The organism is Qipengyuania sp. 902 (assembly GCF_051195295.1).
Taxonomy (GTDB): Bacteria; Pseudomonadota; Alphaproteobacteria; order Sphingomonadales; family Sphingomonadaceae; genus Qipengyuania.
Genome location: NZ_JBNJLJ010000002.1, coordinates 1 through 14694 on the forward strand (window position 1 = coordinate 1; position 14694 = coordinate 14694).

Annotated in this window: 11 protein-coding genes; 9 read left to right on the forward strand and 2 right to left on the reverse strand. The window is 62.9% G+C overall.

What is annotated here, in order from left to right; translation table 11 throughout:
- Positions 1-538: 538 nt before the first annotated feature.
- From ACSH0F_RS05065 to ACSH0F_RS05075, 3 genes are all read left to right on the forward strand, one after another.
- A complete protein-coding gene (locus tag ACSH0F_RS05065; RefSeq protein ID WP_435200581.1) occupies positions 539-859 on the forward strand; it encodes a hypothetical protein in 321 nt (106 codons plus the stop codon).
- Positions 860-920: 61 nt separating this feature from the next.
- A complete protein-coding gene (locus ACSH0F_RS05070) occupies positions 921-2711 on the forward strand; it encodes an SLC13 family permease (protein ID WP_435200583.1) in 1791 nt (596 codons plus the stop codon).
- 78 nt (positions 2712-2789) lie between these two features.
- A complete protein-coding gene (locus ACSH0F_RS05075; protein ID WP_435202154.1) occupies positions 2790-4097 on the forward strand; it encodes an amidohydrolase in 1308 nt (435 codons plus the stop codon).
- Positions 4098-4197: 100 nt separating this feature from the next.
- On the opposite strand, the gene ACSH0F_RS05080 is transcribed toward ACSH0F_RS05075, so the two are convergent.
- Positions 4198-4389: a hypothetical protein gene (locus ACSH0F_RS05080; protein WP_435200585.1), complete on the reverse strand. Its 192-nt coding sequence runs from the start codon at positions 4387-4389 to the stop codon at positions 4198-4200.
- An 11-nt stretch (positions 4390-4400) separates the two neighbouring features.
- Positions 4401-5999 carry an isocitrate lyase gene (locus ACSH0F_RS05085; RefSeq protein ID WP_435200587.1) on the reverse strand — a complete coding sequence of 533 codons (1599 nt, stop codon included), beginning with the start codon at positions 5997-5999 and terminating at the stop codon, positions 4401-4403.
- Between the two features lie 153 nt (positions 6000-6152).
- Between ACSH0F_RS05085 and ACSH0F_RS05090 the strand changes: the two genes are divergently transcribed.
- The 6 genes from ACSH0F_RS05090 to ACSH0F_RS05115 all read left to right on the forward strand — a co-directional run bounded on the left by ACSH0F_RS05090 (position 6153) and on the right by ACSH0F_RS05115 (position 14666).
- The gene (locus ACSH0F_RS05090) at positions 6153-7535 is read left to right on the forward strand and encodes a helix-turn-helix domain-containing protein (protein ID WP_435200589.1); all 1383 of its coding nucleotides are present in this window, start codon (positions 6153-6155) and stop codon (positions 7533-7535) included.
- Positions 7536-7619: 84 nt separating this feature from the next.
- The gene (locus tag ACSH0F_RS05095; RefSeq protein WP_435200591.1) at positions 7620-7916 is read left to right on the forward strand and encodes a hypothetical protein; all 297 of its coding nucleotides are present in this window, start codon (positions 7620-7622) and stop codon (positions 7914-7916) included.
- Positions 7917-8061: 145 nt separating this feature from the next.
- Positions 8062-9447 (forward strand): TIGR03013 family XrtA/PEP-CTERM system glycosyltransferase, encoded by a 1386-nt coding sequence (locus tag ACSH0F_RS05100; RefSeq protein ID WP_435200593.1) that lies wholly within the window; start codon positions 8062-8064, stop codon positions 9445-9447.
- Entirely contained in the window at positions 9447-11555 is a 2109-nt protein-coding gene (gene prsK, locus ACSH0F_RS05105) for an XrtA/PEP-CTERM system histidine kinase PrsK (RefSeq protein WP_435200595.1), read from the forward strand. Before ACSH0F_RS05100 ends, prsK begins: the two co-directional genes overlap by 1 nt.
- Positions 11555-12922, forward strand: a complete 1368-nt coding sequence (prsR, locus tag ACSH0F_RS05110) for a PEP-CTERM-box response regulator transcription factor (protein WP_435202156.1) — start codon at positions 11555-11557, stop codon at positions 12920-12922. The genes prsK and prsR overlap by 1 nt, the downstream gene beginning before the upstream one ends.
- Positions 12906-14666: a tetratricopeptide repeat protein gene (locus tag ACSH0F_RS05115; RefSeq protein ID WP_435200597.1), complete on the forward strand. Its 1761-nt coding sequence runs from the start codon at positions 12906-12908 to the stop codon at positions 14664-14666. The genes prsR and ACSH0F_RS05115 overlap by 17 nt, the downstream gene beginning before the upstream one ends.
- Positions 14667-14694: the final 28 nt, after the last annotated feature.

Consider the following 14694-nt stretch of genomic DNA (forward strand, 5'->3'; position numbering starts at 1 on the left):
TCTCGGACCAGACGCTACGCCCGTCGTTCTACATCACCCTCACCACAAGCAACCATCCCGCGAAGCGGGTTCGTGCAGCGCCCCGGTTCCGGACGTTTCTGAGCGCGGTAAGTTAGAGGCGTGACCGGAATAGAAACAGCTCTGCTGATCGGCGCGCTTGTAGGTGCGGTGGTTGGCTTGGTGCCTCGGGCCAAAATCGGCTGCGGGGCCCTTGTCATTATCCCGCTTGCGATGCTCGTCTACACCGCCATCCAGTTAAACGACGCAAACCGCCGTCCAGACGCCCTTGATGCGCTCCTTTACGTGTTCAATCCCCTCTGGCCGAGCCTCGGAGCGCTCTTGGGTTTCGGACTTGTGAGGCTTCTGCGAACGCTGGCCCTCCGCAAAGATCGGAACGGCAGCTAACCACCCAATTTCAGACGAAGAGTTGAAAGGTGTACTGCGAGAAAGCTGACCTCCAGTCCGTCACAATGCTAACTTGAAAGGTTGGACATCGCAGTCCGGGATGCGGCGGGAAAACGTAGGCTGTCGGGGCAGGTTGGACAGCGGCAAGTGCCTGTTTCTAAGGGAACAGGGCATTCCGGCCAGGGGTACCAAGCTTTCCGCGCGCTGCGGTGTAACCTTTCACATCCTTTCGGTGAACATCGGGCAAAGCGATATTGAGCCGCGAAATCCAAAAGGGCTCACTCCACAGTCGACCGTTCGCGCACCAATTCGGCCGCTGGGCATTGCTCTGCTCCCCAAAATTGCCAGTCGGTTGTTCGGGGACACCGTTGTGCGCAACGCCGGGCCCGGTCTTCGCGCCATCCTCCTGCGTCTCGCCGAAAACATGTCGGGCGTTGACGAGGCAAACGTCTGACTTCGCGAAAATCCTTGTCATCCGAGCTTAGGGGTGGGATTGCCTCGGCCGGATGATCGGGATGCCTTCATACCATGCGATCGCGGCCATGGTCGTCACGCTCTGGATGTTCGTCGCTTTCGCCCGCGGGCGGATGTCGGTCGAGATCATCTCGCTCCTGACCATCGCGGTGATCGCGGTCGGCCTGTACTTCTTCCCCCTTCCCGAGACCCAGCCGACCGACGGCCTGGCGCTCGCGTTTTCGGGCTTTGGTCACTACGCACTGATCACGATCTGCGCCCTGATGATCATGGGGCGCGGGCTGGTGGTGACCGGCGCCCTGGAGCCCGCCGCGCGCTTCCTCGAGCGATTGTTCAAGGTCAATCTCCAGCTCGGCCTGCTGTTTTCGCTGGTCGTGACATTCCTGCTGTCGATGGGCGTCAACAACACACCGGTCCTTGTCTTGCTGATGCCGATCTTCGTGCAATTGGCCATGCGCGGCGCAATGGCGGCATCGAAGACCCTGATCCCGCTCAACGCCGCGTCGCTCATGGGGGGCATGGCGACCACGATCGGGACCTCGACCAACATTCTCGTGGTGTCGATCGCAGTCGATCTTGGCATGCCGGAGATGGGCGTTTTTCACTTCACGCCGATCGTGCTGATAGCCTCACTGGTCGCGCTGCCCTTCGTGTGGATCGTGATGCCTCGCTTGCTGGGTGACAACCGCGTTGAGTCGGTCCATTCGCATCGCTTGTTCGAGACCCGGTTGCGGGTGACCGAGGACTCCGTCCTGAATGGCCGCGAACTGTCCGAAGTGTCCTCGCGCCTACCTGCCGGCATCGAGTTTCACGATGTCCCGGTAGGCTTGCTTCGCCCACAGCACCGCTTGCGGATGACCGGCACGCATGAGGCGATCGAGGAAGCGATGGCTACCTTGCGCGGCGATGCGGCCCCCAGCTGGGTGATCGACCGCATCCGCCGCCGTTCGAACGAAACCGGGATCGACATCGCAGTTGTCGAAATGATCGTCACAGCGGATTCGCGCCTGATCGGCCGAACCTTGCCGAGTTCCGGCATTGCCGATCTTTACGGGGTTGCCGTTATCGGCACCCACCGGCCGGACCGCATCGTCGGCGAGAAGGAACAGTTTTCCGAGGGTGGCGATCATCGCTTCGCTGAAGGCGACGTGCTGCTGGTCATGGGTCTGCCCGACGACATGGAACACTTCGCCCGGTCGGACAGCCTGCTGCAGCTCGAGGGCATGCGCGAGTTGCCGCGGCGTTCGAAGGCGACCCTCGCCGCAGCGATCATGGGCGGCTCGCTGGCGCTGGCGTCGGTCGGCCTCATTCCAATTGCGATCGCTGCGCTGGCCGGGGCGATCTTGATGTTCGTCACCGGCTGCGTGAAGTTCGACCGCGTCGGGCGGGGCCTGTCGGGCAGCGTAATCGTGCTGATCGCCGCCAGTATCGCCTTGGGCCGGATCATCCTCGACAGCGGGGCCGCCGACTGGATCGGCACGGTCATGGCCGTAGGGCTCGACTACCTCTCGTCCGCTGCGGCGCTGGCGGCAATCATGCTGGCGATGACCTTCCTCACGAACTTCGCGTCCAATGCCACGGCCGCCACGGTCGGCACACCCATTGCCTTTGCCATCGCGACTAAGCTGGGTCTTCCAGCAGAGCCGCTGGTTCTGGCCGTGCTGTTCGGCTGCAACCTGTGTTACGCGACGCCGATCGCCTACCAGACCAACATGCTCATCATGGCCGAGGGATCTTACGAGTTTAAGGACTACGTCCGCACAGGCGTCCCGCTGGTCCTGATCATGGTCGCCGCCTTGTCGATACTACTGGTCATGACATACGGTCTGTAGGCTGACTGCGGCCGCTCAGGCCGGCTGCCGACATTTGAATTGAGGGAGAAAACCGTGCGCAAATTCACTCCAGTATCAATGGCGGCGTTGGCTATCGCCGTCGCAAGTCCGGCGCAGGCCGACGATCTTCGAGCCGATTTGCAGGCCGATATGCCGGAGCTGATGGAGCTTTACCGCGACTTGCACGCGAAACCCGAACTCAGCTTCGAGGAACATGAAACGGCGGCAAAGCTTGCCAGCCGAATGAAGGAGCTCGGTTTCGAAGTCACCGAAGGCGTCGGCCGGACCGGCGTGGTTTCAGTCATGCGGAACGGCGAGGGTCCGACCGTGATGCTGCGCGCCGATATGGACGGGTTGCCCGTGGTCGAACAGACCGGACTGCCCTACGCCAGCACCGTCACCGCGACTCCTGCAAGCGGCGTCACCACCGGCGTGATGCACGCCTGCGGTCACGACACGCACATGGCCGGCTTCATCGGCGCCGCGCAGTTGCTGGCAGAGCGGAAGGACGAGTGGCAGGGCACGCTGGTGATGATCCTGCAGCCGGCGGAAGAGCTGGGGCTGGGCGCGCTGGCGATGATCGAGGACGGGCTCTACACCCGTTTTCCCAAGCCGGACTACGCGCTTGCCTTCCACGATGCCGCCGCGCCCGCGCCTGCCGGGACGATCGGCTACACACCCGGCTTCGCTCTCGCCAATGTCGACAGCGTCGACATCACGGTGAAGGGCATCGGCGGCCACGGCGCTTACCCGCACACGACCGTCGATCCGGTCGTGCTCGCCAGCGCGATCGTGATGAAGTTGCAGACGGTGGTGAGCCGCAATTCCTCGCCGCTCGATCCAGCCGTCATCACCGTGGGCAGCTTCCACGCAGGCGCCAAGCACAACATCATTTCGGACGAGGCCAAGCTGCAGCTTACCGTGCGCAGCTATTCCGACGAGAGCCGCAAGCTGTTGCTCGACGGCATCCGCCGGGTGGCTCGCGGCGAGGCGATCACCGCCGGGCTGCCGGAAAACCTGATGCCGGAAATCGCAGTCGAGGAAACCTATACGCCCGCGACCTTCAACGATGTCGACTTCAGCAACGAGATGGCAGCTGCCTTCAAGGCGCGCTTCGGCGAGGAGCGGGTGATGGAATGGCCGCCGGTGATGGGCGGCGAGGATTTCAGCCAATTCCGCCGCGCCGATCCGGAGAATGTCGACAGCATGATCTTCTGGATCAGCGGCACCCCGCAGCCGATGCTCGATGCGCTGGAGCAGGACGGCACGCCGCTGCCTTCGCTGCATTCGCCCTTCTGGGCGCCCGATGCGGAGAAGGTGATCGCCACCGGCGCCGAAGCGTTGGCCAGTGCGGCGCTCGACCTGATGCCGCGTAACGGCGGTTGAACCGACAGCTTCGCAAAAAGTGTGGCCGCCGGAGCGTTTGGGGTCGCTCCGACGGCCGTATTCTCCTCCCCAGGAGAATCGATTGTCAGGTTAGTGGCTGTCAGCCATCCGACGGCACATAGGTGCCCAGCCGGTGATGCAGTGCGTTGATCTTCGCCAGTTCCTCGCGATCCTCGATCTGCCGGGCATAGGCCGTGAGCGCAGTGCGCAGCAGGCGGAAGTCGGCGGTCGAGAACAGGGCGCGGGCGCGGCCGGGTTCGGTTTTGGGGGTGTCTTCGGTCACGGTCGTCATCCTCTCACTCCTCAGGCAGCGGCAAACTGGTTCATCGTGTTGTCCTTGCCGCCGGCCTTCAGGGCTGCCTCGCCGGCAAAGTATTCCTTGTGGTCGTCCCCGATGTCGGATCCGGCCATGTTCTGGTGCTTGACGCAAGCGATGCCCTGGCGGATTTCCTCGCGCTGCACGTTCTTGACGTATCCGAGCATCGCCTGTTCCCCGAAGTATTCCTTCGCGAGGTTGTCGGTGCTCAGCGCCGCCGTGTGGTAGGTCGGCAGGGTGATGAGGTGGTGGAAGATGCCCGCGCGCTTCGCAGCATCGGCCTGGAAGGTGCGGATTTTTTCGTCGGCTTCGGCGGCCAGTTCGGTGCCGTCGTAATCGACGCTCATCAGCCTGTCGCGGTCGAACGCGCTTACGTCCTTTCCGGCTTCTGCCCATGCATCATAGACTTGCTGGCGGAAGTTCAGCGTCCAGTTGAAGCTAGGCGAGTTGTTGTAGACCAGCTTCGCGTTCGGGATCACCTCACGCACCCGGTCGACCATGCCGGCGATCTGCTCGACATGCGGCTTTTCGGTTTCGATCCACAGCAGGTCGGCGCCATGCTGAAGCGCGGTGATGCAGTCGAGAACGCAGCGATCCTCGCCGGTGCCCGGGCGGAACTGGTAGAGGTTGCTCGGCAGGCGCTTCGGAGCAAGCAGCTTGCCGTCACGGCTGATGAAGACCTGGCCGTTGGTGATGTCGGCCGGATCGACTTCGTCGCAATCGAGGAAGCTGTTGTACTGGTCACCCAGATCACCCGGCTCGGTCGAATAAGCGATCTGCTTGGTCAGGCCGGCGCCGAGCGAGTCGGTGCGCGCCACGATGATCCCGTCTTCGACGCCGAGTTCGAGGAAGGCGTAACGAATCGCGCGGATCTTCTGGAGGAAGTCCTCGTGCGGTACGGTGACCTTGCCGTCCTGGTGGCCGCACTGCTTTTCGTCCGATACCTGGTTTTCGATCTGCAGCGCGCAGGCACCGGCCTCGATCATCTTCTTGGCGAGCAGATAGGTCGCTTCGGCATTGCCGAAACCGGCGTCAATGTCGGCAATGATCGGCACGACATGGGTTTCGTGGTCGTCGATCGCCTTCTGCAGGCGCTGGGCTTCTACCTCGTCGCCGTTTTCCCGAGCCGTATCGAGATCGCGGAACATGCCGCCGAGTTCACGGGCATCGGCCTGCTTGAGGAAGGTGTAGAGTTCTTCGATCAGCGCGGGCACGCTGGTCTTCTCGTGCATCGACTGGTCGGGCAAGGGGCCGAAATCGCTGCGCAGCGCGGCAACCATCCAGCCCGAGAGATAGAGATAACGGCGCTTGGTGCTGCCGAAATGCTTCTTGATCGAGATCATCTTCTGCTGGGCGATGAAACCGTGCCAGGTGCCGAGCGACTGCGTGTAATTCGCCGGATCGCGGTCATAGGCTTCCATGTCTTCGCGCATGATCTTCGCGGTGTATTTCGCGATGTCGAGACCGGTACGGAAGCGGTTCTGCACGACCATGCGCGCAGCGCTCTCGGCGTCGATCGCGCCCCAGGGTGCACCGTTGGCAGCGATGGTTTCGTTCAGTTCCTTGATCCGGGCCTGGTAGGTCACGGGGGTCCTCCTAAAAATGCGTCTGGCGGGATCGCCTTGAGCACTAGGTGGAGGAGCGACGCGGCCAGCGATAGGGAAATTTACAAACTTTCTTGTCTAAATCGCTCCTCTAGGGCATTTCGCTGTGTAAACATGTAAAGAAAGTGACATGACATGGCCGACGAAGCACTTTTCGCAGGACCCGCCATTCGCCGCCTGCGCAAGCGCGAAGGCCTGACTCAGGCCGCCACGGCGGCCCGGCTCGACATCTCGCCAAGCTATCTGAACCTCATCGAGCGCAACCAGCGACCGGTCAGCGCGCGCGTGGTTATGCAGCTGGTGGATCAGTTCGATTTCGATCCGCGCAATTTGCGCGAGGACGAGACGATCGGTGGTCTCGAGGGCCTGTCGCGCCGCTTCGCGGACGAGCGATTTTCCGATCTCGGAATCGACCGTGACGAGTTGCAGGAGTTTCTCTCTGCTGCTCCGCACGCGGCGGCGGCATTCGCGCGGCTCTACGATAGTGCTGGATCGGCAATCGCCACCGACGATGGCCCCCTGGTGGCTTCGCGTCGCGAAATCGAGAAATGGCGCAATCATTTCGCCGATCTCGACCTCGCTGCGGAAGAGCTTGCGGACGAGATGCGCCTGTCGCGCGGCGATATCGGCCTCGCCCTGACCGAGCGGCTGCGGGAGCGGCACCAGCTGTCGGTGCGCATCCTGCCGCGCGATGTCATGCCCGACAGCCTTCGCAGGCTCGATCTCCATGCGCGGCAGGTTCAGCTGTCCGAGATGCTGAGCCATGCATCGCGCAATTTCCAGCTCGCGCTGCAGTTAGCCCGGCTCGAGTATTCGGAAAACATCGACTCCATCGCGAAGGGCGCCAAATTCGATGACGATGCGGCGCGTGCTTTTTTCTCGCGGCACCTGACCGGTTATTTCGCAGCCGCATTGTTGATGCCCTACAGCCGCTTCCTGCGGGCCTGCGAAGCAACCGGCTACGATCTGCCTGTCCTCGAACGGCGTTTTGGTGTCAGCTTCGAGCAACTTGCGCACCGCCTGACGACGTTACAGCGCGTCGGCCAGCGCGGCTTGCCCTTCTTCATGGTGCGGCTCGATCGGGCGGGGCAGTTCTCGAAAACCTTTACCGGAGCGAGCACCGCGCGGTTCATCAACTCCGACACGAGTTGTCCGTTGTGGCATGCCCACCGGGCTTTCGAACGCGCGGGCGAATTGCAGGTCCAGTTCGTGGCACTCGACGTAGCGGGCGAGCGGGAAGGGGGCTGGCTTACCTTTGCGCGCACTGTCGAAGGCAGCGGTGCACCGGGCGAAGCGCAATTTGTCGTCGCGCTGGGTGTCGAGGCCGTCCTCGCAGAGGAACTCGCACAGGCGCGCGCCATATCCCTTCGCTCGCAGGAAGCCCAGCGGATTGGGCCGGGATGTGCCGGCTGCCACCGGCGGCAATGCACGCAGCGCTCGCTGCCCCCCCGGGGCCGGGCGCTCTCCTTCGACACGGTCCGGCGCGGCGTCACCCCCTTCGAGTTTGCGAGCGATTAACCAACAAACTGTTCTCTACGCGGAACCGGATTTCGCGATGGAGCGTTCGGTCGCCAATAAAAGTCTATCAGGGAGCACAAGCTCATGACCGAAGAACGCATCACCGAAACGACAACCCCTTCGGGAAATACGCACACGACCCGCACAGTCGTCACCGACAACGAGCCTCGCAAAAGCGGCGGTGCCAGCTGGGGCCTGCTAATCCTGCTGGCTGTCGTGGCCATCGTAGGCGTGATCATCTTCACGCAGATGAGCGGTGCGGAAGTGGCGAAGGATAACGCAGTTGCGGATGCAGCCGGCGAGGTTGGCGAAGCTGCGGGCCAGGTGGGCGATGCAGCTCAAAATGCAGGCGACGCCGTTTCTGACGTCGTCCAGCAGTAACCGGTCGACGATATCCCAAAAGGCGGCGCGGATCGCTCGCGCCGCCTTTTTCGTGTGAGTTCGGGATTGTGTAAAGTTTACCGACGGTTCATTCCTCGCTGCTAGTCAAATATTCCGACACCAGCAATTTCGCGAGCGCGACCGGATGATCCGCGTCTTCAAGCATTACTTTCCCTACAACGTGGTGCTGCTGTGCCTCGTGGATCTGCTGCTGCTCGCGGCGGCGGGGGAAGCTGGCTGGCGCCTGCGTGTGAGCCAGATCGGATCGAGCAATGGTCCGCTGTGGGACAGGCTGCCGGAACTCGGAGGGTTCGCCCTCGTCGTCTGGCTCGCGATCATCGCCGTCGGCGGCTACAGCCCCGAAGCGCTGCGTTCCATCCGATTTGGCACCGCGCGTCTTTTGGTGGCGGTGAGCCTCGGCGTGCTGGGCATCTCGCTCATCAATTTCTTCCTGCCGGGCACCGCTATCTGGCGCTCGGTCCTGCTCTACGCGATGGCTATCGCAATGGTCGCGCTTGTAGCCAATCGGCTGCTCGCGACCCGCATGCTCGGCTCCGAAACCTTCCGCCGTCGGATATTGGTGCTTGGAGCGGGCGAAAGAGCTGCACGCCTTCAGCGGCTTGCGAAAGCTGAGGGTTCCGGCTTCACTCCCCTCAATTTCATCGACATGGGCGACTGCCCACCGGTCGTCCATGGGGCAGTAGAGCGTTCGGTCATCGGGGATCTAGGCCGTTTCGTCGAACGGATCGGGGCGGGGGAAGTGGTTCTCGCGCTGCAGGAGCGACGCAACGCACTCCCGCTCAAGGACCTGCTTCGAGTGAAGACCAAGGGCGTGCCGATCAACGATTTTTCCAGCTTCCTGGAACGCGAGACCGGCCGCGTCGATCTCGACACGCTTAACCCGAGCTGGCTCATCTTCTCTGACGGTTTTTCGGCGGGGCGCCGCATCTCCGCCGCAGGCAAACGCGTCTTCGATATAATAAGCAGCTTGCTGATCCTGATCGTCGGACTGCCGCTGATCGTGATTTTCGGTGCGGCGGTGAAGCTGGACAGCAAGGGTCCGATCTTCTTCCGCCAGCGCCGTGTAGGCCTTTACGGTCAGGAATTCCAGATCGTGAAGCTACGTTCGATGCGCACGGACGCAGAAGCGGGGGGCGCGAAATGGGCGGAAGAGGACGACCCGCGGATCACGCGCGTAGGCCGCCTAATCCGCAAGCTCAGGATCGACGAGCTGCCTCAGCTATGGTCGGTCCTGAAAGGCCACATGAGTTTCGTCGGGCCGCGCCCCGAAGTGCCGGCATTCGTAGCGCAGCTCGAACGCGAACTGCCATATTATGCAGAACGGCACGAGGTGAAGCCCGGCATCACGGGGTGGGCGCAGATCAACTTCCCTTATGGTGCAAGCATCGAGGATGCCCGGCAAAAGCTGGAATATGATCTGTATTACGCCAAGAATTACACACCCTTCCTCGACCTGCTGATCCTGTTGCAGACGGCGCGGGTGATCCTCTGGCCGCATGGCGCGCGCTGATGGCTTGGGCGAGCACCGCTTCTTACGTCACTTACACGATCGGTGCGATCGTGTGCGCGATCTGCGCCGTCTGGGTGGCTACCAAAGGCGACACGAGCCGCAACGACCGGACGCCGGCCATCGTGGCTTTGGCGTTGACGGCGAACTGGTGTTTCGCGGCAGCAAGTTTCGAGCCCGGGCGCGCGATCGTCGAACTGACCGAGATCGCGCGCAATTTCGCATGGCTCTTCGTATTGTTCCGCCATTTTGCAAACGACGGCCGCGACGAGACGCTGCGCATCGTCAGGCCGGCGCTGATTGCACTATGCTTCGTCGAGGCGTTACAACTCGTCCTTTTGCTGATCGCGCATCGCTATGCGGTGACGCCCCAGCTTGTCTCACTCACCTTCGAGACTGCCACGATGTTCCGCGTCCTCGTTGCGGTGGGCGCGTTGGTGCTGGTTCACAATCTCTACGTCGGCGCGGCCGCCGCGTCCCGCCAATTGCTGCGGTGGAATGCGGCCGCGCTAGCCGGGCTCTGGGCCTTCGATCTCAACTACTACACAATCGCCTATATTCTCGGGTCGGTGCCGGTCGAACTTTCCGCCTTGCGCGGCCTCGCGGCGGGGATTGTCGCCATACCGTTTGCTCTGGGCTTCGCCCGCGCCGCTTCCGGCTTGGAATTCCGCCCGTCGCGGGCAGTGGCGTTCCGCTTCCTCTCCTTGCTGGTCATCGGCGCATACCTGATGCTGATGCTCGGCCTTACCCGCTGGCTCGACATGCTGACAGGCGACCTCGCCCGGCTCGTTCAGGTTGGCGTTGTGATTGCGGCAGGCGCGCTGGCGCTGATCTGGCTACCCTCGGCACAGCTCAGGGGATGGCTACGCGTGACGGCAGTCAAGCACCTCTTCAAACATCGCTACGACTATCGCAACGAGTGGATCCGGTTCACGAACACTATCGGGCGCACGGGGTTCGACGAGACCAGCTTGCCGGAGCGGGCGATCAAGGCGCTGGCCGATATCACCGACAGCCCTTCCGGGATGCTGTTCCTGACCGATGACGACGGCGCTCTGGAACTGGCAGCGGACTGGCGCTGGCGCGAGGACGAAATGCCGCCACCGACGCTTCCTTCCGCGCTGGCAGGCTTGCTGGAGCAGAAGGAACTTATCGTCGATTTCGACGAGGTGCGCGCAGGCGTCGATCACTATGGAGAGTGCGATCTTATCCCGGACTGGCTGCGTGATGACCAGACGGCCTGGGCCGCGGTGCCACTGTTGCACTTCGATCGCCTGGTCGGGCTCGCCATTCTCGCGCGGCCCTTGGTCACCCGCAAGCTCGACTGGGAGGACTTCGATCTCCTGACCGTGGTGAGCCGTCAGTTGGCGAGCTATCTGGCGGAGCAGGCCGGGCAGGCGGCGTTGATCGAGGCGAGTCGGTTCGACGAATTCAACCGCCGCATGGCTTTCGTGATGCATGATATCAAGAACCTGTCGAGCCAGATGTCGCTGCTCCTCCGCAATGCAGAAAAGCACGCGGACAAGCCGGAATTCCGTGCCGACATGCTGGTCACGCTGCGCAACAGCGCGGACAAACTGAACACGCTGCTCGCGCGGCTCGGGCGTTACGGGACGAAAGACAAAGGCGCGCTTTCGCCGTTCGATCTTGCTTCCACCGCGCGCCGTGTCGTCGATCGCTTGTCGGCCATTCACTCCGTTTCCCTGCTGAGGTCCGAAAGCGCACTTGTGCTGGGTGACGAAGAGGGGCTCGAACAGGCACTCGTCCATCTCGTTCAGAACGCGATCGATGCCAGCGGCACCGAGAGTTCGGTCGTACTCGAAGTCTATACCGACGGGGTCAGCGGCAAGCTGCACGTAATCGACCACGGCCGCGGCATGTCTGCGACATTCCTTCGCAACGGCCTATTCAAGCCTTTCGTATCTTCCAAGGAGGGTGGTTTCGGCATCGGCGCGTTCGAGGCGCGCGAGACTATCCGCGGAATGGGCGGACGGCTCGATGCAGAATCCCGCGAAGGCATAGGCTCGCGTTTCACCGTCACACTGCCGTTGCAGGCGACCAAACATCTGGTCGGGCAAGCACCCGACAAACCGAAATACGAGGACGCATGATGTCAGGCTCCAAGCCCAAGCTGCTGATTGTCGAGGACGACGAGGGGCTGCAGGCCCAGCTCAAATGGGCCTATGACGATTACGAGGTCGTGATCGCCGGAACGCGCGAAGCCGCTCTGGCCGCCATGCGAGCGGAGGAGCCGGAAGTCGTCACGCTGGACCTGGGACTCCCGCCCGATCCGGACGGCACCACCGAAGGCTTCGCCGTGCTCGATGCGATCATGGCGATGAAGCCCGACACGAAGGTGATCGTCGCTTCCGGTCATGGCGCTCGGGAAAGCGCGCTTCAGGCAGTCGAGCGCGGGGCTTATGATTTCTACCAGAAGTCGGTCGATATCGATACGCTCGGCCTGATCGTCGATCGGGCGCTGCGCCTGCATCGGATCGAGCAGGAGAACCGGCGCCTGTCGGAGAAGGTCGGCGAGGACCGGACCGTGCTGGGCTCGCTGGTGACTGCTGCGCCGGAGATGGCCAAGGTCGCCCGTACGATCGAGCGCGTTGCTCCGACGAACGTCTCCGTCATGCTGCTCGGCGCTAGCGGCACGGGGAAAGAGCTACTGGCCAAGGGTGTGCACGAGACGAGCGATCGCAAGTCGCGCGCATTCATTGCCATCAACTGTGCGGCAATCCCCGAAAACCTGCTCGAAAGCGAATTGTTCGGTCACGAGAAAGGGGCCTTCACCGGGGCAGTCAAGACGACCGAGGGGAAGATCGAACTCGCCGATGGCGGGACGCTGTTCCTCGACGAGGTCGGCGATATTCCGCTGCCTCTGCAGGTAAAGTTGCTGCGCTTCCTGCAGGAACGCACGATCGAGCGCATTGGCGGTCGCAAACCGATCCCGGTCGATACGCGGATCGTGTGTGCAACCCATCAGGATCTCGAGGCGATGATCGGGGAGGGCACCTTTCGCGAGGATTTGTTCTATCGCCTTGCCGAAATCGTCGTCAAAGTTCCGACCTTGGCAGAGCGGCCGGGCGATGCCGTGCTGCTGGCGAAGACATTCCTTGCTCGGTTCGCTGCGGAAATGAACCCGCAGGTCAAGGGGTTTGCGCCAGATGCGCTGGCGGCGATCGACAGCTGGAATTGGCCGGGGAACGTCCGCGAACTGGAAAATCGTGTGAAACGCGCCGTCATCATGGCCGATGGCAAGCTGGTGGGCGCGGAAGATCTCGATCTCGGTAATATCGATGAAGGCGAGAGCGATCTCGCGCTGAACCTGAAATCGGCCCGCGAACAGGCCGATCGTCGGATGATTCGCCAGGCCTTGGCGCGCAGCGAGGGTAACATTTCAAATACGGCGAAATTGCTCGGCATCAGCCGGCCGACCTTGTACGACCTCCTGAAGCAGTATGATCTTCAGGCGTGACATCCTTCGGCCTGTTGCCGCCGTCTTCTTCTGTTCCCTCGGCTTGGCGGGATGCGAGAGTGGTCCGGACCGTCTAGACCCTGTCGAGCAGGCGAGATACGAGATATCGCGTGGCTTTCCCGAAGATGCGCGGATTATCCTCGAACGCCAGCTGGCGGAGGGAACGGAACGTGCCGATGCCGCCGCATTGCTCGGCGAAGCTGCGCTCCAGTCGGGAGACCTGGAAAGCGCGGCGCGGTGGCTAGAACCCGGATCGTTCTCTGACGATACGGCAGCGCTCGGGTGGCGAATGCTCGGCAGGCTGGAGATGGCACGCGGGGATCTAGCCGCGGCCGGGAAGGCGTTCGACCGATCCCATGCGGTCGCACCGGACAACCCGGAGCTCTGGGTAGACATCGGTCGCCTGCGCTTTCTGGGCGGCGAGCAGGTCGAGGCTGTGCAAGCTGCCGACAGGGCTCTGGCACTCGCACCTGAAAACAAGGCCGCCCTGCGGTTCCGCGGCCAGCTGATCCGCGAGGCATCGGGGATGGTGCCCGCGCTCGAATGGTTCGAGCGCGCTCTCGAGTTGCACCCGGACGACCTCGACCTGCGGCTCGAATATGCTGCTACTCTCGGCGATTCGGGGCGGGCGGCCGATGCGCTTGCTGTTCTGCGCGAAGGCGGCGAGGGGGCTGTCCTATCCGAAACCGGGCTCTACCTCCAGGCGGTGATCGCGGCGCGTGGCGGCAAGTTCCTCTTGGCGCGTGAATTGCTGCAACGCTCCGGCCTGGAAACCGAGGGTGTGCCTGCCGCGCTGATGCTGTCGGCGATCATCGATTTGCAAAACGCCAATCCGGCAAGCGCGGCACAGACCCTCGATCGCCTGTTGCTCGACCAGCCCAACAATGTCCGCGCGGTGGAATTGCTGGCGGCGGCGCTTTTGCAAAGTGGGAGCGAGCGGGAACTGGTCTATCGGTTTTCCGACCGCGCGCTGGGTCCTGCAGGCTCACCACACTTGCGCCTTTTGGTCGGACGGGCTCACGAGGCTCTCGAGCAGCGAGCAAAGGCGGCGCAGTTCATCGACCTTGCGGCACTCGGTCCGGACGGACTTGCGCCTCTCCCGAGCGACACGCCTACCGAAACGCTCACCGCTACCGGTGGCGGTGGCGCGCAGACGCGGGATTTCGTGCGCTCGGTATTGTTCGGTCAGGCGCGCAGATCGGCAGTGGGGATTGCAGAAGATTTCGTCAGGCGATTTCCGGGGTCGGCCGACGGCTATGCGATCCTCGGCGACGCCGAGCTTGCCAGCGGTGACCGCCGCGCGGCGAGAGACGCCTACGTGCGAGCCGCCGACATCAGGCAGCCCTGGCCGCTTACGCTGAGGCTGGCAGGAAGCCAGGCGACACCCGAGGCAGCTGCCGATCTGCTGGCGGAGTATCTGCAGGCCAATCCGATGAACGGACATGCGGCGGCGCTGCTGGCCGATGCCTATGCTGCGCAAGGCAAGTGGAAGCAGGCAGCGGCGCTGCTGGACCACGCCATCGCGCACGGCCAATCCCGCGTGCCGTGGGTGCTAGCATCCAGAGGGATCGCCGCCGGTCAGCTGGGCGATGCGGATACGGCGCTGGACTTTGCGTTTCGCGCCCACGAACTGCAACCGCTCAATCCGCGCGCGATTGCCGCGCTGATCGCGACCTTGCCGCCGGAGCAGAATGCAGCGCGTGCCGATCTGCAGGCGAAGCTGAACTCGCTCCTCGCGTCCTGAGGCCTCGACAAGGCGGAGCACGCGCGGC

Excerpts from the sequence above, each read along its gene's own strand:
- ACSH0F_RS05070 (WP_435200583.1), top strand. The coding sequence starts at position 921 with ATGCCTTCATACCATGCGATCGCGGCCATGGTCGTCACGCTCTGGATG.
- ACSH0F_RS05075 (WP_435202154.1), top strand. The coding sequence starts at position 2,790 with ATGGCGGCGTTGGCTATCGCCGTCGCAAGTCCGGCGCAGGCCGACGAT.
- ACSH0F_RS05080 (WP_435200585.1), bottom strand. The coding sequence starts at position 4,389 with ATGACGACCGTGACCGAAGACACCCCCAAAACCGAACCCGGCCGCGCC.
- ACSH0F_RS05090 (WP_435200589.1), top strand. The coding sequence starts at position 6,153 with ATGGCCGACGAAGCACTTTTCGCAGGACCCGCCATTCGCCGCCTGCGC.
- ACSH0F_RS05095 (WP_435200591.1), top strand. The coding sequence starts at position 7,620 with ATGACCGAAGAACGCATCACCGAAACGACAACCCCTTCGGGAAATACG.
- ACSH0F_RS05100 (WP_435200593.1), top strand. The coding sequence starts at position 8,062 with ATGATCCGCGTCTTCAAGCATTACTTTCCCTACAACGTGGTGCTGCTG.
- prsK (WP_435200595.1), top strand. The coding sequence starts at position 9,447 with ATGGCTTGGGCGAGCACCGCTTCTTACGTCACTTACACGATCGGTGCG.
- prsR (WP_435202156.1), top strand. The coding sequence starts at position 11,555 with ATGTCAGGCTCCAAGCCCAAGCTGCTGATTGTCGAGGACGACGAGGGG.
- ACSH0F_RS05115 (WP_435200597.1), top strand. The coding sequence starts at position 12,906 with ATGATCTTCAGGCGTGACATCCTTCGGCCTGTTGCCGCCGTCTTCTTC.